The 18,116-nt window shown below is 67.4% G+C and carries 22 protein-coding genes; 12 read left to right on the forward strand and 10 right to left on the reverse strand.

Features of this window, described 5'->3' with window-relative positions; all coding sequences use genetic code 11:
- Nucleotides 1–89 precede the first annotated feature (89 nt).
- The 8 genes from ACV229_RS32835 to ACV229_RS32870 all read left to right on the forward strand — a co-directional run bounded on the left by ACV229_RS32835 (nucleotide 90) and on the right by ACV229_RS32870 (nucleotide 6,947).
- Nucleotides 90–854, forward strand: a complete 765-nt coding sequence (locus tag ACV229_RS32835) for a sugar phosphate isomerase/epimerase (protein ID WP_448087251.1) — start codon at nucleotides 90–92, stop codon at nucleotides 852–854.
- Between the two features lie 52 nt (nucleotides 855–906).
- Nucleotides 907–1,899, forward strand: coding sequence for a sugar kinase (locus ACV229_RS32840; protein ID WP_448087252.1), 993 nt, complete (start codon nucleotides 907–909; stop codon nucleotides 1,897–1,899).
- A 111-nt stretch (nucleotides 1,900–2,010) separates the two neighbouring features.
- Nucleotides 2,011–3,291 carry an MFS transporter gene (locus tag ACV229_RS32845; protein ID WP_448087253.1) on the forward strand — a complete coding sequence of 427 codons (1,281 nt, stop codon included), beginning with the start codon at nucleotides 2,011–2,013 and terminating at the stop codon, nucleotides 3,289–3,291.
- 4 nt (nucleotides 3,292–3,295) lie between these two features.
- On the forward strand, nucleotides 3,296–4,270 hold the full coding sequence (locus tag ACV229_RS32850; RefSeq protein WP_448087254.1) for an NAD(P)-dependent oxidoreductase: 975 nt from the start codon (nucleotides 3,296–3,298) through the stop codon (nucleotides 4,268–4,270).
- A 74-nt stretch (nucleotides 4,271–4,344) separates the two neighbouring features.
- Nucleotides 4,345–4,689: a hypothetical protein gene (locus ACV229_RS32855; protein WP_448087255.1), complete on the forward strand. Its 345-nt coding sequence runs from the start codon at nucleotides 4,345–4,347 to the stop codon at nucleotides 4,687–4,689.
- Nucleotides 4,686–5,729 carry a LacI family DNA-binding transcriptional regulator gene (locus tag ACV229_RS32860; RefSeq protein ID WP_448087256.1) on the forward strand — a complete coding sequence of 348 codons (1,044 nt, stop codon included), beginning with the start codon at nucleotides 4,686–4,688 and terminating at the stop codon, nucleotides 5,727–5,729. Before ACV229_RS32855 ends, ACV229_RS32860 begins: the two co-directional genes overlap by 4 nt.
- 53 nt (nucleotides 5,730–5,782) lie before the next feature.
- Nucleotides 5,783–6,571: a YhfC family intramembrane metalloprotease gene (locus ACV229_RS32865; RefSeq protein WP_448087257.1), complete on the forward strand. Its 789-nt coding sequence runs from the start codon at nucleotides 5,783–5,785 to the stop codon at nucleotides 6,569–6,571.
- Nucleotides 6,572–6,584: 13 nt separating this feature from the next.
- Nucleotides 6,585–6,947 (forward strand): DUF3022 domain-containing protein, encoded by a 363-nt coding sequence (locus ACV229_RS32870; protein WP_448087258.1) that lies wholly within the window; start codon nucleotides 6,585–6,587, stop codon nucleotides 6,945–6,947.
- Between the two features lie 34 nt (nucleotides 6,948–6,981).
- Here the strand turns inward: ACV229_RS32870 and ACV229_RS32875 are convergent, their stop codons facing one another.
- Both ACV229_RS32875 and ACV229_RS32880 read right to left on the reverse strand, forming a co-directional pair.
- Complete coding sequence (locus tag ACV229_RS32875) at nucleotides 6,982–7,416, reverse strand: PGDYG domain-containing protein (protein ID WP_448087259.1); 435 nt, start codon at nucleotides 7,414–7,416, stop codon at nucleotides 6,982–6,984.
- Nucleotides 7,417–7,544: 128 nt separating this feature from the next.
- Nucleotides 7,545–8,069: a Spy/CpxP family protein refolding chaperone gene (locus tag ACV229_RS32880; protein ID WP_448087260.1), complete on the reverse strand. Its 525-nt coding sequence runs from the start codon at nucleotides 8,067–8,069 to the stop codon at nucleotides 7,545–7,547.
- 276 nt (nucleotides 8,070–8,345) lie between these two features.
- Here ACV229_RS32880 and ACV229_RS32885 point away from each other — a divergent pair, with 276 nt between their 5' ends.
- Nucleotides 8,346–8,810 carry an Lrp/AsnC family transcriptional regulator gene (locus ACV229_RS32885; RefSeq protein ID WP_448087261.1) on the forward strand — a complete coding sequence of 155 codons (465 nt, stop codon included), beginning with the start codon at nucleotides 8,346–8,348 and terminating at the stop codon, nucleotides 8,808–8,810.
- Nucleotides 8,811–8,833: 23 nt separating this feature from the next.
- On the opposite strand, the gene ACV229_RS32890 is transcribed toward ACV229_RS32885, so the two are convergent.
- The 4 genes from ACV229_RS32890 to ACV229_RS32905 form a co-directional block, all read right to left on the reverse strand.
- Nucleotides 8,834–10,207: a sensor histidine kinase gene (locus ACV229_RS32890; RefSeq protein ID WP_448087262.1), complete on the reverse strand. Its 1,374-nt coding sequence runs from the start codon at nucleotides 10,205–10,207 to the stop codon at nucleotides 8,834–8,836.
- Entirely contained in the window at nucleotides 10,183–10,848 is a 666-nt protein-coding gene (locus tag ACV229_RS32895; RefSeq protein WP_448087263.1) for a response regulator transcription factor, read from the reverse strand. The genes ACV229_RS32890 and ACV229_RS32895 overlap by 25 nt, the downstream gene beginning before the upstream one ends.
- Before the next feature lie 141 nt (nucleotides 10,849–10,989).
- Nucleotides 10,990–11,424: a hypothetical protein gene (locus ACV229_RS32900; RefSeq protein ID WP_448087264.1), complete on the reverse strand. Its 435-nt coding sequence runs from the start codon at nucleotides 11,422–11,424 to the stop codon at nucleotides 10,990–10,992.
- Between the two features lie 48 nt (nucleotides 11,425–11,472).
- Nucleotides 11,473–12,249 carry a COG4705 family protein gene (locus ACV229_RS32905; protein ID WP_448087265.1) on the reverse strand — a complete coding sequence of 259 codons (777 nt, stop codon included), beginning with the start codon at nucleotides 12,247–12,249 and terminating at the stop codon, nucleotides 11,473–11,475.
- A 249-nt stretch (nucleotides 12,250–12,498) separates the two neighbouring features.
- On the opposite strand from ACV229_RS32905, the gene ACV229_RS32910 reads away from it, so the two are divergent.
- Nucleotides 12,499–13,599, forward strand: a complete 1,101-nt coding sequence (locus ACV229_RS32910; RefSeq protein ID WP_448087266.1) for a saccharopine dehydrogenase C-terminal domain-containing protein — start codon at nucleotides 12,499–12,501, stop codon at nucleotides 13,597–13,599.
- 222 nt (nucleotides 13,600–13,821) lie between these two features.
- On the opposite strand, the gene ACV229_RS32915 is transcribed toward ACV229_RS32910, so the two are convergent.
- Both ACV229_RS32915 and cydX read right to left on the reverse strand, forming a co-directional pair.
- On the reverse strand, nucleotides 13,822–14,436 hold the full coding sequence (locus ACV229_RS32915) for an AAA family ATPase (protein ID WP_448087267.1): 615 nt from the start codon (nucleotides 14,434–14,436) through the stop codon (nucleotides 13,822–13,824).
- On the reverse strand, nucleotides 14,433–14,579 hold the full coding sequence (cydX, locus tag ACV229_RS32920; RefSeq protein WP_448087268.1) for a cytochrome bd-I oxidase subunit CydX: 147 nt from the start codon (nucleotides 14,577–14,579) through the stop codon (nucleotides 14,433–14,435). The genes ACV229_RS32915 and cydX overlap by 4 nt, the downstream gene beginning before the upstream one ends.
- Nucleotides 14,580–14,809: 230 nt before the next feature.
- Here cydX and corA point away from each other — a divergent pair, with 230 nt between their 5' ends.
- Nucleotides 14,810–15,787: a magnesium/cobalt transporter CorA gene (corA, locus tag ACV229_RS32925; RefSeq protein WP_448087269.1), complete on the forward strand. Its 978-nt coding sequence runs from the start codon at nucleotides 14,810–14,812 to the stop codon at nucleotides 15,785–15,787.
- A gap of 33 nt (nucleotides 15,788–15,820) precedes the next feature.
- Here the strand turns inward: corA and ACV229_RS32930 are convergent, their stop codons facing one another.
- Both ACV229_RS32930 and ACV229_RS32935 read right to left on the reverse strand, forming a co-directional pair.
- The gene (locus tag ACV229_RS32930) at nucleotides 15,821–16,108 is read right to left on the reverse strand and encodes a YciI-like protein (protein WP_448087270.1); all 288 of its coding nucleotides are present in this window, start codon (nucleotides 16,106–16,108) and stop codon (nucleotides 15,821–15,823) included.
- 315 nt (nucleotides 16,109–16,423) lie between these two features.
- Nucleotides 16,424–16,912, reverse strand: coding sequence for an adenosine-specific kinase (locus ACV229_RS32935; protein ID WP_448087271.1), 489 nt, complete (start codon nucleotides 16,910–16,912; stop codon nucleotides 16,424–16,426).
- A 161-nt stretch (nucleotides 16,913–17,073) separates the two neighbouring features.
- Between ACV229_RS32935 and ACV229_RS32940 the strand changes: the two genes are divergently transcribed.
- On the forward strand, nucleotides 17,074–18,069 hold the full coding sequence (locus tag ACV229_RS32940; RefSeq protein WP_448087272.1) for a cysteine synthase A: 996 nt from the start codon (nucleotides 17,074–17,076) through the stop codon (nucleotides 18,067–18,069).
- Nucleotides 18,070–18,116 lie beyond the last annotated feature (47 nt).

Here is an 18,116-nt window from a genome sequence, read left to right on the forward strand (position 1 = left end):
GGATTTCCTCTATGGCGTGCGTCCCAAGCGAAGCGCACCATCCGTCTCACGCAAATGGAACCGGTTCCATTCCGGTAATAAAGGGCAAAATGGCAGACATCGTGATCGTGGCGAGCGCATTCGGGATGGACCGGGTGCGTCAGGAGGGCCACCGGGCGTTCATGGAAACCGCCGCGCTGGCGGGCGCAGCCGGGTTCGAGATACGGCGCGAGCTGTTCGCATCCGAAGCGGACGCAGCGCACGACGCGCTGGCGGCGCTCGGTGCGCACATCGCGGCGCACGGGCTGTGGTCGGTCTATTCGACGCCTGCCGCGCTGTACACCGACGCGGGTGCGCTCGATGCCGACGCGCTGCGCGACACGCTCGCCGAAGCCGACGCGCTCGGCGCGCGCTTCGTGAAGTTCCAGCTCGGCGGCTTTGCCGGCGACGCGCACGCGGCCGACATCGTCGCGCTGTCGCAGCAGGCGCGCGCGCGGGTCGTCGTCGAGAACGGCCAGTTGCCGGTCGGCGGCTCGCTCGCGCAGTTCCGCGGGCTGTTCGCGGCGCTGGATGCGGCGGGCGCGGCCCGCGCAGTCGGCATGACGTTCGACATCGGCAACTGGGAATGGCCGGGCGAGGTGCCGATCGACTGCGCGCATGCGCTTGCGCCGCATGTCGAATACATTCACTGCAAGGCTGTCGAAGGCGAGGGCGCGCGCCGCTTCGCGGTGGCGCCCGCCGCGCACGATCCGCTCGTCGCCGCGGTGCTGGCCGTGCTGCCGCAGGATGCGCCGCGCGGGATCGAGTTTCCGTTCGACGCCGGCGACCCGGCGGGCGATGCGCGTCATCGCGTCGCGTGGCTCGAAGCCGCCTGAAGCGTAAAGGAAAGCGCGAAGCAAAGCGCCAAGGTTCCGGAGGAATTCACTCATGCACAAGCAACTCGATGTCGTCACCTACGGCGAAGCGATGGCGATGTTCGTCGCCGCCGAGCCGGGCCACCTGAAGCACGCGTCGCAATTCGCGAAGCGGATCGCCGGCGCGGACCTGAACGTCGCGATCGGCCTGTCCCGCCTCGGCTTCCGCGTCGGCTACCTGAGCCGCGTGGGCCACGATTCGTTCGGCGGCTACGTGCTCGACACGCTCGCGCGCGAAGGCATCGACGCGTCGTGCGTGACCGTCGATCCGCGCTATCCGACCGGCTTCCAGCTGAAGTCGCGCAACGACGACGGCAGCGATCCGACCGTCGAGTATTTCCGCAAGGGTTCGGCCGCGAGCCAGCTGTCGTGCGCCGACTATGTGGCCGACTACGTGCTCGGCGCGCGCCACCTGCACCTGACGGGCGTTGCACCGGCGATTTCTGCGTCGTCGTGCGAGCTGGCGTTTCATCTCGCCCGCGAGATGCGCGCGGCCGGCAAGACGATCTCGTTCGATCCGAACCTGCGCCCGACGCTGTGGCCGTCCGCCGATGTGATGGCGAAGACGCTGAACGCGCTCGCGGCGCTCGCCGACTGGGTGCTGCCGGGGCTTGCCGAAGGGCGGCAACTGACCGGGCACGACACGCCGGCCGACATCGCACGCTTCTATCTTGCGCAGGGCGCGCGCGGCGTCGTGATCAAGCTCGGTGCGGAAGGTGCGTATTACATGACCGCCGACGGCCGCGAAGGCACGGTTGACGGCGAGCGCGTCGCGAACGTCGTCGACACGGTCGGCGCCGGCGACGGTTTCGCGGTCGGTGTCGTCAGCGCGCTGCTGGAAGGCAAGGCCGTCGAGCAGGCGGTCGCGCGCGGCAACCGGATCGGCGCGCTCGCGATCCAGGTGATCGGCGATTCGGAAGGGCTGCCGACCCGCGTGCAGCTCGACCGGCTCGAAAACGTCAGCAATCGGGCCGATCGCTTAGAGGAAAGCTTCACCGCGCAATGAGATGCCAAGAACGGCACAATCGCGAACTCATTCTGTGCATCATGCACAGCTTTGCATGGGATCAGACCACGCGCTGAAGCGCCAACTCTGGTCGATACAGGAGACACATCCATGGCAGCCAATCTCGCCGCTCGTCGCTGGTGGATGATCATGCCGATCATCTTCATCACCTACAGCCTCGCCTATCTCGACCGCGCGAACTACGGGTTCGCGGCGGCGGCCGGGATCAACCAGGATCTCGGGATCAGCAAGGGCCTGTCGTCGCTGATCGGCGCGCTGTTCTTCCTCGGCTATTTCTTCTTCCAGATTCCCGGCGCGATCTACGCGGAACGCCGCAGCGTGAAGACGCTCGTGTTCTGGAGCCTCGTGCTGTGGGGCGCGTGCGCGGCGCTCACGGGCGTCGTCAGCAACATCCCGTCGCTGATGGCGATCCGCTTCGTGCTCGGCGTCGTCGAGGCGGCCGTGATGCCGGCGATGCTGATCTACATCAGCAACTGGTTCACGAAGAACGAACGCTCGCGCGCGAACACGTTCCTGATCCTCGGCAACCCGGTCACGGTGCTGTGGATGTCGGTCGTGTCCGGCTATCTCGTCCATGAGTTCGGCTGGCGCCACATGTTCATCGCCGAAGGCGTGCCGGCGATCGTCTGGGCCGTGTGCTGGTGGTTCCTCGTGCAGGACAAGCCCGCGCAGTCGACCTGGCTCACCGACCAGGAAAAGCGCGACCTCGAAGCGGCGCTCGCGGCCGAGCAGGCGGCGATCAAGCCGATGCGCAACTACCGCGAGGCGTTCCGTTCACCGGCCGTGATCAAGCTGTGCGCGCAGTACTTCTGCTGGAGCATCGGCGTGTACGGCTTCGTGCTGTGGCTGCCGTCGATCGTCAAGAACGGCTCCGCGCTCGGGATGGTCGAGACCGGCTGGCTGTCCGCGCTGCCGTACCTGGCGGCGACGATCGCGATGCTCGCGGCGTCGTGGGCATCCGACAAGGTCGGCTCGCGCCGCGGCTTCGTGTGGCCGTTCCTGCTGATCGGCGCGGCCGCGTTCGCCGCCTCGTATGCGCTCGGCTCGTCGCATTTCTGGATCTCGTACGCACTGCTTGTCGTTGCGGGCGCCGCTATGTACGCGCCGTACGGCCCGTTCTTCGCGATCGTGCCGGAACTGCTGCCGAAGAACGTCGCAGGCGGCGCGATGGCGCTGATCAACAGCATGGGCGCGCTCGGTTCGTTCGTCGGCTCGTATTTCGTCGGCTACCTGAACGGCGCGACCGGCTCGCCCGTCGCATCGTACGCGTTCATGAGCGCGGCGCTCGTCGCCGCGGTGATCCTCACGCTGTCCGTCAAACCCCAGGCGCAGGATGCGCATCCGCTGGCCGCGCCGCTGCAAGGAAAATGAATCGATGAAGCCTCGTATCGTCGCCTACAAGCCGCTGCCCGACGACGTCCTCGCGATGCTGCGCGAGCATGCCGACGTCGTGCAGGTTGACGGCGCCGCGGCGCTCGCGGATGCGCTCGAGACTGCCGACGGTGCAATCGGCGCGAGCCTCAAGATCCCGCCGGCAATGCTCGATCGCGCGCCGCGGCTGAAGGCGTGGTCGACGATCTCGGTCGGCTACGACAACTTCGACGTCGCGGACCTGACGCGGCGCGGGATCGTGCTCGCGCACACGCCGGACGTGCTGACCGAATCGACCGCCGACACCGTGTTCTCGCTGATCCTCGCATCGGCGCGGCGCGTGGTCGAGCTCGCGGAATGGGTGAAGGCCGGGCACTGGCAGCGCAGCATCGGAGCGGACCTGTACGGCACCGACGTGCAGGGCAAGACGATCGGCATCGTCGGGCTCGGGCGGATCGGCGCAGCGGTCGCACGCCGTGCGGCGCTCGGTTTCCGGATGCGGGTGCTGTACACGAACCGCAGCGCGCATGCCGACGCCGAGGCGCAATACGGCGCGCGCCGCGTGACGCTCGACACGCTGCTCGCCGAGTCCGATTTCGTCTGCCTGCAGGTGCCGCTGTCGTCCGACACCCATCACTTGATCGGCGCGGCCGAACTCGCGAAGATGAAGCGTGGTGCGATCCTGATCAACGCGTCGCGCGGGCCGGTCGTCGACGAGGCCGCGCTGATCGACGCGCTGCGCGCGGGCACGATTCGCGGCGCGGGCCTCGACGTGTTCGAAAAGGAGCCGCTCGCCGCCGATTCGCCGCTGCCGCAGATGAAGAACGTCGTTGCACTGCCGCATATCGGTTCCGCAACGCGCGAAACGCGGCACGCGATGGCGCGCTGTGCGGCGGAAAACCTGATCGGCGCGCTGGCGGGCACGCTGCGCGCGAACATCGTGAACCCGGACGTGCTGACCACGGTGCGCGCGGGCTGAGCAGAGGCCGCCGGTTAACCGACAGAACGGGCAGGGACGTGCGGCGTGAACGGCTTCAGCGGCGGTTAGAGTCGATGGTCTTGGTGCTGGGCCGCCGGCTGCGTTATGATCTCGCCCGCTCGTCGCATCGAAGCATGGGCACGGCTGCCGCCGGCTCCGATGCGGTGCGTATCCGCGCCGGGTCCGGCGCGGCCGACTGCGTTGCATGGGACCGGAGCGGGAAGCGTGGGGCCGGACGAAGCGCTGATGCGCGAAGCCCGGTCGATATCTGGCCGACAACCATGCATGGGACCGGCGTCATTGCTGAGGCGTTGACGCCGATCGACAGGAGAGTCCGACAGTTGGCTTTCGTCACCAACAACAAAGGTCCGTCCGCTCACGAAGCGGCGCGGATCGCACGTCGCGAGGCACGACAGTGACCGAATCGCAAACTTCCACGCCGCGTCCCGCAACGATCAGCGACGTCGCCCGCGAGGCCGGCACCGGCAAGACCAGCGTATCGCGCTATCTGAACGGCGAGACGCACGTGCTGTCCGCCGATCTGCGCCAGCGCATCGAAGCGGCGATCGCGCGGCTGAACTACCGGCCGAACCAGATGGCGCGCGGGCTGAAGCGCGGCCGCAACCGGCTGCTCGGCATGCTCGCGGCCGACCTGACCAATCCGTACACCGTCGAAGTGCTGCAGGGCGTCGAGGCCGCGTGCCACGCGCTCGGCTACATGCCGCTCATCTGCCACGCGGCGAACGAAGTCGAGATGGAGCGCCGCTTCCTGCAGCTGCTGACCACGTACCGTGTCGAAGGGCTGATCGTCAACGCGCTCGGCGCGGAGGAAGACGTGCTGAGGCCGTTGCGCGGCGGCGGGATTCCGGCGGTGCTCGTCGACCGGACGGTCGAGGGCTTCGAGGCCGACCTGATCGGTCTCGACAATGCCGACGCGGTCGAGATGGGCGTCGCCCACCTGGTCGAGCACGGCTTCGACGCGATCCATTTCGTCGTGCAGCCGTACGCGCACGTCAGTTCGCGGCGGTTGCGCGAAGCGGCGTTTCATGCGGCGCTCGCGGCGCACGGCCGGCCGGCGTCGGCGACCGTCGTCCTCGACCTGAATGCGCCCGACGCGGCCGCTGCCGCACTCGCGGAACTCGACGCGCGTGTCGACGCCGCCACGCAGCGCGGCACGCGCGCGGCGCTGTTCGCCGCGAACGCGCCGGTCGCGCTTGCGATTGCGAGGCACCTGCGCGCGCGCTTCGGCGCCGCGTGGCAGGCGCAAGCGGCGCTCGTATCGATCGACGATCCCGAGTGGGCGGAGCTGATCGGCATCACGACGATTCGGCAGCCGACCTACGAAATCGGTTACAAGGCCGTCGAATTCGTCCACGAACGGATCGACGGCGCGGCGGGCGACGTGCGCGTCGCGATGCTGCCGGGCGAGCTGATCGCGCGCGCGTCGACCGCAAGCTGAGTATCATTCGGGGCACGCAGCGCGCCAGTGCGCTGCCCCGAACAAGGAAATACATGACTGTCGCTCCCGTCACGCTGGCGGTGCTGATCGCCGCCACGCTGATCATCGCGCTGCTGCCGATCGTCCTCTTCCGTTACCTGCGCAAGCCGCTGCCGCTCGACCGGCGCGATGCGATCGTCGGCGTCGCGGTCTTCACGCTGTTCGCGATGATTCTCGAACGCGCATTTCACGGCGTCGTGCTGAGCCAGGCATCTGCCGGCGGCTGGCTCACGCAGCCGGTCGCGTTCATCGCGTACGGGGCGCTCGCGGCCGGCGTGTTCGAGGAGGTCGGCCGCTATCTCGGGATGCGTTTCCTGAACCGCCGCTATGGCGTGACGGGCGGCGACGGCCGCGCGATCGGCTACGGGCTCGGGCACGGCGGAGCGGAAGCGTGGTTCGTCGGCGTACTCGTGTGGGGGCAGTGGGTGTATCTCGCATGGCTCGCGAACCGCGGCCAGCTCGACGCAGCGCTCGCGGGCCTGCCGGGCGACGCAGTGCTGCGTATCCACGTGATGCTCGCGACGCTGTCGGTGCCGTCGATCGCGCTGCTGCTGCTCGAGCGCGTCGCGGCGTTCGTGCTGCAGGTCGCGCTGTCGGTGCTGATGTGGCGCGGCGTGCGTGCCAGCCGGCTCGGCGTGCTGCCGCTCGCGATCGTGCTGCACGCGCTCGCCGACGTGCCGGCGATGCTGTATCAGCTTCGCATGCTGCCGGCCGCGTGGGTCGAGGCCGTATATTTCGTGCTGGCCGCGGTGCTGGTCGGCGTGCTGGTGAAGACGTGCCGCCCGTCGCGTGCGGCAGCCTGACGGGAGGCGTGGGATGGAAGACTATCTGATCGAATGCCAGAGCGCCGAGTTCGACGCGCTCGCACGCGTGATTTGCGATCTCTTTCCGGAGCAGACCCGTTTTGTCGAAAGCAGCGACGAACGCGGCCGGTTCCTGTCCGTGCACTGGGTCGCGATGCGTTTCGGCGCGACGCCGAAACGGATGACGCTCGACGTGCGTTTCGCGCCGGCCGCGTTCGCGCGCTATCTCGCGATGAAGCCGATGCAGCGCGCGCGCAGCCATGCGGTGCTGCATGCGTATGTGGAAGCGACGATCGGCTCGCTCGAGGAACGTCACGCGGCCGGCCAGGCGGTGCCGCGCGACGAGGCGCTCACGCTCGACGACGACTTCGCATGAGCGACGCCGCCGGTGCCGTCAGCGCGCCGGCCGGTCAGCCCGCGTCGCGGTAGACCTGCGCGAAACGCTGCGCCTGCACCACACCGTAATCGCCGGGCGCGTACTGCATCACCCAGTCGCCGGCGACGCCGCGCAGCGTGTCGCCGTTCGCGGAGCGTGCGATCGAGAACGGTTCGTCCATCCGCTTCGCGAGCACCACGGCCGGACGGTTCCGGTATGCGCCCGGCTCGCCGTGCGCGAGTGCCGGATCGGCGGGCAGATACTTGGGATCGAAGCGCGCGCGCGATACGACCCAGCGGTCGCCGGTCGAGCCGGTGATCAGCGCGTCGCCCGCCACGTAGCGGTTCGGGCCTTCGAGGCTCATCAGTTCGCCGTCCCCGGCCGCGAAGGCGACCGTGACGGTCTCGTCCTTGACGACGCGACGGGCCTGCGGATCGGTGCTGAGATCGGGTTGCTTGAGTTCGAGCATGGCGAGGAAGTGCGGGAAAAGCGTGGAGCTTATCCCGAAAACGGCGCGCTGTGAAACCGGCGCCGTCCGCCGGGGGGAATCGCGCCGCTGCCGGGGCCGGCGAGGGCGGGGCAGCGGTGCGTGGCGCGTCAGGGCTTCGCGGGTGCGCTGGCTGCGGCGCCTGCCGCGGCCTTGCCCTTGCCACGGTGCTCGCCGCCCTGGTGCATCCAGCTGCGGAACGTCGTGTCGGCCAGCGCCTTCTGGTCGGCCGGGAAGCTCGCGTAGAGCGGCTCGAACGCGTCCGCGAGTTTCTTCGCGCCGTCCGCGTTGGCCTGCGCGAGTTCCGCGTACTGCTTCATGTCGTCGATCGCGGACGCGTTGCGGCTTTCCATCCGCGCGCGATACAGGCGGCCCATCGTGTCGCCGTTCTCGCGCATCGTGTCCGCGAACGTCTTCCACTGCGGCTCCTGCGCCGGCGTGATCTTCAGCTGGTTGTGCAGGTACGTGATGCGTTCCTCGATCCGTGCTTCGCGGCGGGCCGCACGTTGCGCGGCGGTCGGGGCCGATGCCGCGGCAGCGGCCGGCTGCGCGGGCGATTGCGGCTGCGGTTGCGTCTGCGCAAACGCGCCGGCGGCAACGGTGAGCGCAGCAAGGGTGAGCGAAATCTTCTTCATGGTGCCTCTCCGGGGTGGTGTCGTACGAGCGGGGGCGGGCGCTTCTGCGGCGCACGCGCGTCTCGCGTCGCATCGTATTAGTAGCACGCCGCACGGTGCGCGGCACCCAATGCGACACTTGCTTACAACCGATACGAATCGCAATCGATGCGGATACATTTGCCGGCGTCGTCGAGCAGTGCGCGTGCGGTGCGCCGTTTGGGCGTGCGCGCGTTCGGCGCTATCATCGCGTCAGTTCAAATTCCCGTTGCGCTTCGCTCGCGCGCCTCAAGCCTCATGCGTCCACCCCGCCTCGACCAGCTCGACGATCTCGACCGCCAACTCGTGGCGCTGCTGCAAGCCAATGCGCGCGCCAGCGTCGCGGATCTCGCGCGCCAGCTCGACGTCGCGCGCACGACGGTCATCGCGCGCATCGCGCGTCTCGAGCGGACCAACGTGATCGCCGGCTACAGTGTGCGGCTCGGGCAGGACGTGCTCGACGCGAGCATCTATGCCTACGTGGGCATCATCCTCGCGCCGAAGTATGGCAAGGACGTATTGAGAAAGCTCGACCGGATGCCCGAAGTGCAGCTGCTGTGCGCAGTGAGCGGCGAATACGACTATGTCGCGTGGCTGCGCGCCGATTCGCCGGAGCGGCTCAACGACCTGCTCGACCAGATCGGCGCACTCGAAGGCGTCGAGCGCACGACGACGTCGATCATCCTCGCGCGCAAGATCGATCGCGGCACGATCGCCGGCTGACGATCCGTGGCTGACGTGTGCGGTCAGCCAAGCGGAACCCGCAAGACCACGCGCAGCCCGCTGCGGTGCGGTTCGTCCGCATAGTCGAGCGTGACATCGGCCTCCATCCGGTCGGCGATCGTCTTCACGATCGACAGGCCGAGCCCCGAGCCGATCTGTTCGTTGCCGGGCACCCGGTAGAACGGATCGAACACGCGCTCGCGCTCGTGCGGCGCAATGCCCGGGCCCGTGTCGGTGATCGTCAGGAACACGTGCGACGCGCTCGCGTGCGTCGACAGGTCGACGCGGCCGCCGCGCGGCGTGTAGCGGATCGCGTTGTCGACGAGGTTCTTGACCAGCGATGCAAGCTCGATTGCGTCGGCGCGCACGCGGGTATCCGGGCCGTCTTCGACGCCGATGTCGAGCGCCTTCGCTTCGGCAAGCGGAATCAGGTCTTCGAGCACGCTGCGAAACACCGCATGCACGGACACGGCGCCGGGTTCTGCTGCCGTCGATGTCTGCGCGCTTTGTGCCCGCGCGAGCGCAAGCAATTGCTCGATCAGGTTGCGGCTGCGGTCGAGCCCGCCGCGCAGCGTCGCGAGCCGTACCTGCGCGTCGGCCGGCAGCGCCGTGTCCGCGAGCCGTTCGGCCTGCAGCGACATCGCCGTGAGCGGCGAGCGCAACTCGTGCGCGGCATCGGCGACGAAGCGGCGCTGCGCGTCGACCGACTGCGCGACGCGGGCGAGCATCCGGTTGATTGCGACGACGAACGGACGCACCTCGACCGGCACGTGCTCGGCGGGCACCGGTCGCAGGTCGTGCTCGTCGCGCGCGTCGATGCCGGCTGACAGCGATGCGACCGGGCGCAACAGCTTGCGCACGAGATCGGCGACGAGCAGGAGCAGGATCGGCACGAGGATCAGCAGCGGCAGTGCGGTGCGCCACGCGCTTTCGCGCGCGACGTCGTCGCGCATGCCGGCTTCCTGCGCGACCGCGATGCGTTCGCCGTTCGACAGCGTACGGACCATCACGCGATACGGCTTGCCGCCGGTATCGAGCGTATGCAGGCCGTCGGCGAGCGTCGCCGGCAACGCGAGCCGCGGCTCGCCGCCGGCGGCCTGCGGCATGTCGCCGGAAAGCGGCTGCACGATCACGCGCGATATCTCGTCGCTCTCGTTGCGCTCGTTGCCATTGCGCGCATGATCGGCGCCGGTGGCGCGCGGCGACCGGATGTCCTGATGGTCGAGCAGCGTCGCGACTTCGCGCAGCACGTCGTCCTGCAGTTCGTGCGCCTCGTCGAACGCCGACGTAAACGCAAACGCGGCAGCAACCGTCGCGACAGCCAGGATCGCGACCGACAGCGCAACCGACAGGCGGAACTGGATCGACTCGCTCAGCCGCTTCTTGAAACCATCCATCCCACCCCCCTGACGTTCTTGATGACGGTGCTGCCGAGCTTGCGGCGCAGCGAGTGGATCAGGAATTCGACCGCGTTGCTCTCGACTTCCTCTCCCCAGCCGTACAGCCGGTCCTCGAGTTCACGCCGCGACAGGATCGCGCCGGGGCGCACCAGCAGCGCGCGCAGCAGCGAGAATTCGCGATTCGACAGCTGAACGGGTGCCTGCCCATCGACAACTGCTTCGCGCGTGGCCGGGTCGAGCGACACGATGCCGTTGCTCAGCACCGGCGCGGCCGAGCCGGCCTGGCGCCGGATCGCGACGCGGATCCGCGCGAGCAGTTCGGCCATCTCGAACGGCTTGACGACATAGTCGTCGGCGCCGCCGTCGAGGCCGCGCAGGCGGTCGTCGAGACCGTCGCGCGCGGTGACGACGATGAGCGGCACGGTGCTGTCCTGCGCGCGGATGCCGGCCAGCACGTCGAGGCCGTCGCGGCCGGGCAGGCCGAGGTCGAGCAGGATCAGGTCGTAGCGCTGCGCGGCGAACGCCGTCAGCGCACGCGCGCCGTCGGTCACCCAGTCCGCCGCATAGGACGCGTCCTTCAGCGCAATGTGGACCGCGTCGCCGATCATCGGGTCGTCTTCAACTAGCAGGATTCGCATGCGTTCTCTGTACGCCAGGCCATGGCCGCCAGCGTATGCGATTCCCGGCCGGGCGTCACGTGCGATGCAGACGCGCGGCCGGGATGGGGCGGAAGGCGGCGGAAATCGGCCGGTATCGGCCGGTATCGGCCCCGGCCGCGCTTACTTGCCGCCGAACCGGTCGAAGGCCGCGAGGAGATCCTTCATCGCGGCGGCCGAATCGGCCTGGGTCGGATGATCAGCGCGCAGCGCGGCGAGCGCCCGGTCGATCGCCTTGTCGACGATGTGCCAGTCGTCGGCCGCACGCGGCTTCAGGCCGGCCTCGGCTGAATCCCACGCGATTTCGAGATCCTTGATGCGTGTCTTCGCGCCGGGCAGGTCGTTCTTGCCGACCAGCGCGTTCACGTCGGTGGCGATCGTACGGAACTGCGACAGGTCGCCGAGTTTCGATGCGACGGCCGCGGAAGACGCCGATGCGGCCGGCGCGGGTGTCGACGCATTCGCGTCCTGATGCTTCGAACAGCCGGCGGCGACGCTCAGCGCGGCGACCGCGATCGTGATGACGGAGAGACGGGAAAGGGCGTGCGGAAAGCGCATGACGGGTCCTCGATTCAGTGAAGGGAAACTGGCATGTGTTGGCGTGTGTCACTCGGCGGCGCGCGTGCTCTGGCTGCTGCCGAATTGCGCGGCGGCGACGAGCAGCACGATCACGGTCAGGAACAGCAGGCTCGTCCATGCGGCGCCGATGCCGAGTCCGCCATACGTGCGTGCCTGTGTGAGCAGGTCGCCGAGCGATGCGCCGAACGGCCGCGTGAGGATGTACGCGATCCAGAACGCGAGCACGGCGTTCGCGCCGAGCCGCCACAGAACGAACACGGCGGCGATCAGCGCACCGAAGCACAGTGCGCCGACGGAGAAGCCGAGGCCGAGCGCTTCGGTCGCGAGGTCGCCCGCGGCGGTGCCGAGTGCGAACGTGCAGAGGATCGCGGCCCAGTAGAACAGCTCGCGCCGCGGCGTGACGACCTCGGTGATCGACAGCGTGCCCTCGATCCGGTGCCAGACGAAGAAGATCGCGGCGAGCGCGACGGCGAACGCGGCGGTGCTGGCATACAGGCTGACGTTCAGTCCGTCGGTGAGCAGGTCGGTGATCTGCGTGCCGACGATGCTGACCAGGACGACGGTGAGCCAGTAGATCCATGGCGTATAGCGGCGCGTGCGCAATTGCAGCCAAAGTGCGATCGCGAGCAGCGACGCCATCGCGACGCGCGTGACGGTCTGGCCGAGCCCCGCGTTGACCGCGAGAAAATCCGCGCCGGTTTCGCCGACCGTGGTCGACATGATCTTGATGATCCAGAACGACAGCGTGACGTCGGGCACCTTGTTCAGCCAGTGCGATGTGCGATTCATGGAAAGGGTCTGCATGCCGATGCCTCCTTGGAAATCGGGTGATCGGCAGCAGTCTGAAGCGGGAAACTTAGGCCATCCATAGCGTGGCCGATCGACGGAAAAACAGCACATTTCGACGAATAGACGAAATGTGTCGTCATAACGTCGAAACTATCGGTCGTTTCGCATCATTATTCGTCTTGGAACTGATTTTGGGCGTCCTTAAACTGTGTTCATGGCTCGACGCCGTACACAACACCAACCCATCATCCAGGAGATAAGCCCATGAAAATCGCCATCGTCGGCGCAGGTCTGATCGGCCACACCATTGCTCACATGCTGCGTGAAACGGGCGACTACGAAGTCGTCGCGTTCGATCGCGACGCGGACGCGCTCGCGAAGCTGTCCCGCGAAGGCATTGCGACGCAACGTGTCGATTCGGCCGACGCCACCGCGATCCGCGAAGCAGTGAAGGGCTTCGATGCGCTGATCAATGCGCTGCCGTACTACCTCGCGGTCAACGTCGCCGCTGCCGCGAAGGCCGCGGGCGTTCACTACTTCGACCTGACCGAAGACGTCCGTGCGACGCACGCGATCCGCGAGCTGGCCGACGGTTCCGACCGCGCGTTCATGCCGCAGTGCGGCCTGGCACCGGGCTTCATCGGCATCGCCGCGCATGAACTCGTGAACGGCTTCACCGAAGTGCGCGACGTGAAGATGCGCGTCGGCGCGCTGCCCGAGTACCCGACGAATGCGCTGAAGTACAACCTGACGTGGAGCGTCGACGGCCTCATCAACGAATACTGCCAGCCGTGCGAAGCGATCCGCGACGGCCGCAAGCAGTGGGTGCAGCCGCTGGAAGGCCTCGAGCACTTCTCGCTCGACGGCACCGAATACGAAGCGTTCAACACGTCGGGCGGCCTCGGCACGCTGTGCGAGACGCTGTCGGGCAAGGTCGAGACGCTCGACTACAAGTCGGTGCGCTATCCGGGCCACCGCGATCTCGTGCAGTTCCTGCTCGAAGACCTGCGCCTGTCGACCGATCGCGACACGCTGAAGTCGATCATGCGCCGCGCGGTGCCGTCGACGAAGCAGGACGTCGTGCTCGTGTTCGTCACGGTGACGGGCGTGAAGGACGGTCAGCTCGTGCAGGACGTGTTCACGCGCAAGATCTTCGCGAAGGAAGTGTGCGGGATGCCGATGAGCGCGATCCAGATCACGACCGCAGGCGCGATGTGCGCGGTGCTGGACCTGTTCCGCGAGAAGAAGCTGCCGCAGAACGGTTTCATCCCGCAGGAAAAGGTGTCGCTGAAGGCGTTCCTCGCGAACCGCTTCGGCAAGCTGTACGACGGCGGCACGATGGAGCGCGTGCACGCGGTTGCCTGACAGGCGATTGCACGGCACAGCCAGGCACGAGGGTCAATGCAACGCCGGGGGCGCACGACGCCACCCGGCGTTTTTGCTTTCAGGCGGTGGCCTGCTGTCGACGCGTTGTTGCCGCGTAGTTGCCGCGTAGTTGCCGCGTTCTCGTCGAGGACGGCCGCGTCGAGGAAGCCGGATCGTCGCTCCGAGGCGGAACGGCTGTCGGGACTTCCGCTTGCCGAGGGTTCAGGCAGGCAGCGGCGGGACGATCGGCGCCTGCGGCGGCGGCACGATGCGGTGCAGCAGCGCGTCGACCTCCGCAGCGGTCGGCGCGGTGTTGTCGAACATCACGAGGCCTTCGCATTCGTCGCCGGTCGGCACGAAGCGGCGCTGCCGGTATTCGTCCCAGTGCGTGAGCTTGTACGCGTCGTTCGGATTGCCGCGCGCGACGATCCGCTCGCGCGCGACGTCTTCCGACGTATGGACCCAGATGACCGTCAGCGTGACGTCCGGCGCGATGCCGAGCCACGCGCGGTCGAAGATGCGCCGGTCGCGCACCTCGCGCGACAGCGGCCCGACGACGATCGTGCTGATGCCGAGCGCGAGGTTTTCGCGTGCGGTGTCGAGCAGGCCGTGATATTCGGGATCGCGCAGATGCTTCAGGTAGAGCGGGCTGTCGCGGTCGTTCGGATCCTGGGTGAGGGCGCCCATGGCGGCCGAACTGTAGCGGCCGTACAGCGTGTCCTTGTCGAGCAGGCAAAAGGCCTCGCCGGTGGCGCGCATCAGCGGCCCGATGAGCCGCTTCGCGAGCGTGGTCTTGCCGGTACCGGCGTGGCCGCAGAAAAATACCAGATGCGTCACGAACGCGTACTCCCCGATCCTGCCCGGCCTGCGTCACTGCGTTTCGCGTCGCGCGAGAAGACTTCCGCTTCCAGCCACATCACGTTGATGATGCCGAAGCCGAGCGCAACGCCGATGCCGAGTATCCACGAGAAATACCACATAGGTCCGTCTCCTTGACCATCGTTGACGAAACGCGCCGCGCGGCCGGGCGGGCGTGTGGAGGTGGGGGCCGCAGCGTACTGCAGCGTGCTGCGGCGCACGCAGTCCGATCATGACCAATATCGGCACGGCGCGCAAGCCGGGCGGCGCGGGACCGGCCGCGCGACAAACCGGTAAACTGCGCGCGGTACTGAGGTAACGACAGGCAACTACAGGCAACACGACGGAAGACATGCTGATCAACTGCGCTGCATACCAGGACGGCCGCAAGCTGGCCGATATCGATATCGACGCCATCAGCGACTACGTGTCGAAGCCCGAGTGCTTCGTGTGGGTCGCGCTGAAGGACCCGACGCCCGACGAGCTCGAGCTGATGGGCGAGGAGTTCGGGCTGCACGAGCTTGCGCTCGAGGACGCCCGCAATGGGCATCAGCGCCCGAAGATCGAGGAGTACGGCGATTCGTTGTTCGCGGTGCTGCACACGGTCGGGCTCGACCGTGACGACGAATTCAAGGTCGGCGAGCTGAACGTGTTCGTCGGCCCGAACTACGTGCTGTCGATCCGCAACCATACCGAGCAGGATTTCCGCGCGGTGCGCACGCGCTGCGAGCGCGAGCCGCATCTGCTGCAGGAGGGCTCGGCGTTCGTGTTCTACGCGCTCATGGACCAGGTCGTCGACCGCTATTTCCCGACGCTCGAAGCGCTCGGCTCGGAGCTCGAGGCGCTCGAGGACCGCATCTTCACGAAGGCGACGCCCGCGTCGTCGCGCGCGATCATCGAGGACCTGTATTCGCTGAAGCGCCGGCTCGTGATGCTGTACCAGCATACGGCGCCGCTGCTCGAGCCGCTCGCGAAGCTGACGGGCGGACGCATCCCGCAGGTCTGCAGCGGCATGGAGCATTACTTCCGCGACGTGTACGACCATCTGCAGCGGATCGTGAAGACGATCGAAGGGCGGCGCGAGATGGTCGTGACCGCGATCCAGGTCAATCTCGGGATGATCTCGCTCGCGGAGAGCGAAGTGACCAAGCGCCTCGGGTCGTTCGCCGCGCTGTTCGCGATTCCGACGATGATCGCGGGCATCTACGGGATGAACTTCGCGAACATGCCCGAGCTGCACCTGAAGTACGGCTTCTACGGCTGTCTGGCCGCGATGCTCGTGGCCGATCTCGCGCTGTGGTGGCGCTTCAAGCGGGCAGGGTGGCTGTAGCCGGCGCAAGCCCGCTATTACCGAGAACAGGCCCTAGCGCGGCGCGTGCTTGCCGATCACGACGCGCCATGGACGCACGCGCCACGATTTGACGAGACCATTCTGCACGTACGGATCGGCGCGCGCGAACGATTCCGCCACTTCGGGCGAATCGCCTTCGAAGACGAGCACGGCCTGGTCGGCAGGGTCCGCGAACGCGCCGGCGAGCATCAGTTCGCCGCGCTCGGTGGCAGCATGCGCGAGCGCGAGATGTTCGGCGCGGAACGGCTCGCGCTTCGACAGATAGTCGTCGACGAGTTCGTAGATCAGCTGGTAATGCATGCAGGGCTCCATGAGTCGGCGAGATGCCGGCCATCGATGACCGGCAGGCGGCGCGGCGTCCTGTAGCAGACGCCGAGGTCAGTATAGGGCACGCATCCGGCAGGCGCGGGGCGGTTTGAGGCGGGCGTGCGACGCATGCGATTCCTCCATTGTCTGCCGATTGATCGATCGATGACCGGAAAATGCAACTAACGGTCCGGCATTTTCCCGCCCGCCAATTACCCTGGTTTTTCGCGTCGACGGATTTTCCCGTGAGGCGTCTTCAGGGAAGGGGGCTGATCCGGATCCGGTTCGATCGATTGACGTCGCGCGCTTCTAAGCCTTGTATCCGATCGTACGCAGCAGGTCCTTGCGCCAGCGTACGTCGTCTTCGTTCTCGACACCGAGCGGCGGAAAACCGTCGACGACGCCGACGATCGCGCGGCCTTGCGCGGTTTCCGCGACGATCACCTCGGTCGGGTTCGCGGTCGCGCAATAGATCCGGCAGACCTCCGGCACCGCCTTGATCGCGTTGAGCACGTTGACCGGATAGAAGCCGTCGCCGAGGAACACGATGAACGCGTGACCGGCGCCTATCGCGCTGGCGTTCCGGCATGCGAGCTCGACGAGGTCCGCATCGGTGCCGGAACGGCGCACGAGCCGCTTGCCGGACGCCTCGCAGAACGCGAGCCCGAAGCGGATGCCGGGCACGGTGCCGACCAGCGCCTCGTGGATGTCCTCGACGGACTTGATGAAATGCGACTGGCCGAGGATGAAGTTTGCCGTCTCGGGCTTGTCGACGGCAACGGTTTGCAGCTGCAGCATGGCGGACCTCGTTTGGCGATGCGGCGCGGGCGTCGCGAAGGGCTCTCCAAGCTTAGTACGCGGCAGTGTGCGGCGGAAGTGACGAAAGCGGCGGGCCGCGCGGCCGCGTCCTATCCTTCGTTCTGTGGCACGAAAGCGATACGCAACGGCAAGGAGGCATCATGGACGTCCAGGATGTGCGACAAGGCTTCGTCGACTGCGTGGGGCGCACGCCGCTGATCCGGCTGGCGAAGCTGAGCGCGGAGACGGGCTGCGAGATCCTCGGCAAGGCGGAATTCATGAATCCGGGCGGGTCGGTCAAGGACCGCGCGGCGCTCTACATTATCCGGGACGCCGAGCGGCGCGGCACGCTCAAGCCGGGCGGCACCGTCGTCGAGGGCACGGCCGGCAACACGGGCATCGGTCTCGCGCATATCTGCGCGGCACGCGGCTATCGCTGCGTGATCGTGATTCCGGAAACGCAATCGCCGGAAAAGATGGAGATCCTGCGCACGCTTGGCGCCGAGGTGCGTCCGGTGCCGGCGGTGCCTTACCGCGACCCGAACAACTATCAGAAGATTGCCGGACGGCTCGCCGACGAGCTCGACAACGCGGTATGGGCCAACCAGTTCGACAACGTCGTCAACCGGCAGGCGCACTACGAGACGACCGGGCCGGAAATCTGGCGCGATACGGCGGGCACGGTCGATGCGTTCGTCTGCGCGACCGGCACGGGCGGGACGCTGGCCGGCGTGAGCCGCTACCTGAAGGAACAGAACCCGGAGGTCGGCATCGTGCTCGCCGATCCGTCCGGCAGCGGGCTCTACAGCTACGTGAAGACGGGCGAAATCAAGGCCGAAGGCAGCTCGATCACCGAAGGCATCGGCTCGACGCGCGTCACTGCCAATCTCGCGGGGGCGCCGATCGACGATGCGATACGCATCGACGATTCGCAGTGCGTGACGATGGTCTACCGGCTGCTGCGCGAAGAAGGGCTGTACGTCGGCGGCTCGACCGGCATCAACGTCGGCGCTGCCGTTCAGCTGGCCCGCCAGATGGGTCCTGGTCATACGATCGTGACCCTGCTGTGCGATCGCGGCGACATCTATCGGGCGCGACTCTTCAATCGCGAATGGCTGCGCGAAAAGGGGTTGGACCCGGGGGTGGGGCCCGCATGAGACAAGCGGGGCGGCGAGGATTTCCATCTGCTCGAATGCGACCTATT

It is taken from the genome of Burkholderia sp. MR1-5-21 (assembly GCF_053427715.1).

What these genes read in the sequence shown, in the direction of transcription:
- ACV229_RS32855 (WP_448087255.1), top strand. Translation starts at nt 4,345, where the DNA reads ATGGTCTTGGTGCTGGGCCGCCGGCTGCGTTATGATCTCGCCCGCTCG.
- ACV229_RS32865 (WP_448087257.1), top strand. Translation starts at nt 5,783, where the DNA reads ATGACTGTCGCTCCCGTCACGCTGGCGGTGCTGATCGCCGCCACGCTG.
- ACV229_RS32840 (WP_448087252.1), top strand. Translation starts at nt 907, where the DNA reads ATGCACAAGCAACTCGATGTCGTCACCTACGGCGAAGCGATGGCGATG.
- ACV229_RS32845 (WP_448087253.1), top strand. Translation starts at nt 2,011, where the DNA reads ATGGCAGCCAATCTCGCCGCTCGTCGCTGGTGGATGATCATGCCGATC.
- ACV229_RS32905 (WP_448087265.1), bottom strand. Translation starts at nt 12,249, where the DNA reads ATGCAGACCCTTTCCATGAATCGCACATCGCACTGGCTGAACAAGGTG.
- ACV229_RS32835 (WP_448087251.1), top strand. Translation starts at nt 90, where the DNA reads ATGGCAGACATCGTGATCGTGGCGAGCGCATTCGGGATGGACCGGGTG.
- ACV229_RS32850 (WP_448087254.1), top strand. Translation starts at nt 3,296, where the DNA reads ATGAAGCCTCGTATCGTCGCCTACAAGCCGCTGCCCGACGACGTCCTC.
- ACV229_RS32895 (WP_448087263.1), bottom strand. Translation starts at nt 10,848, where the DNA reads ATGCGAATCCTGCTAGTTGAAGACGACCCGATGATCGGCGACGCGGTC.
- ACV229_RS32870 (WP_448087258.1), top strand. Translation starts at nt 6,585, where the DNA reads ATGGAAGACTATCTGATCGAATGCCAGAGCGCCGAGTTCGACGCGCTC.
- ACV229_RS32885 (WP_448087261.1), top strand. Translation starts at nt 8,346, where the DNA reads ATGCGTCCACCCCGCCTCGACCAGCTCGACGATCTCGACCGCCAACTC.
- ACV229_RS32890 (WP_448087262.1), bottom strand. Translation starts at nt 10,207, where the DNA reads ATGGATGGTTTCAAGAAGCGGCTGAGCGAGTCGATCCAGTTCCGCCTG.
- ACV229_RS32935 (WP_448087271.1), bottom strand. Translation starts at nt 16,912, where the DNA reads ATGCTGCAGCTGCAAACCGTTGCCGTCGACAAGCCCGAGACGGCAAAC.
- corA (WP_448087269.1), top strand. Translation starts at nt 14,810, where the DNA reads ATGCTGATCAACTGCGCTGCATACCAGGACGGCCGCAAGCTGGCCGAT.
- cydX (WP_448087268.1), bottom strand. Translation starts at nt 14,579, where the DNA reads ATGTGGTATTTCTCGTGGATACTCGGCATCGGCGTTGCGCTCGGCTTC.
- ACV229_RS32930 (WP_448087270.1), bottom strand. Translation starts at nt 16,108, where the DNA reads ATGCATTACCAGCTGATCTACGAACTCGTCGACGACTATCTGTCGAAG.
- ACV229_RS32940 (WP_448087272.1), top strand. Translation starts at nt 17,074, where the DNA reads ATGGACGTCCAGGATGTGCGACAAGGCTTCGTCGACTGCGTGGGGCGC.
- ACV229_RS32900 (WP_448087264.1), bottom strand. Translation starts at nt 11,424, where the DNA reads ATGCGCTTTCCGCACGCCCTTTCCCGTCTCTCCGTCATCACGATCGCG.
- ACV229_RS32910 (WP_448087266.1), top strand. Translation starts at nt 12,499, where the DNA reads ATGAAAATCGCCATCGTCGGCGCAGGTCTGATCGGCCACACCATTGCT.
- ACV229_RS32875 (WP_448087259.1), bottom strand. Translation starts at nt 7,416, where the DNA reads ATGCTCGAACTCAAGCAACCCGATCTCAGCACCGATCCGCAGGCCCGT.
- ACV229_RS32880 (WP_448087260.1), bottom strand. Translation starts at nt 8,069, where the DNA reads ATGAAGAAGATTTCGCTCACCCTTGCTGCGCTCACCGTTGCCGCCGGC.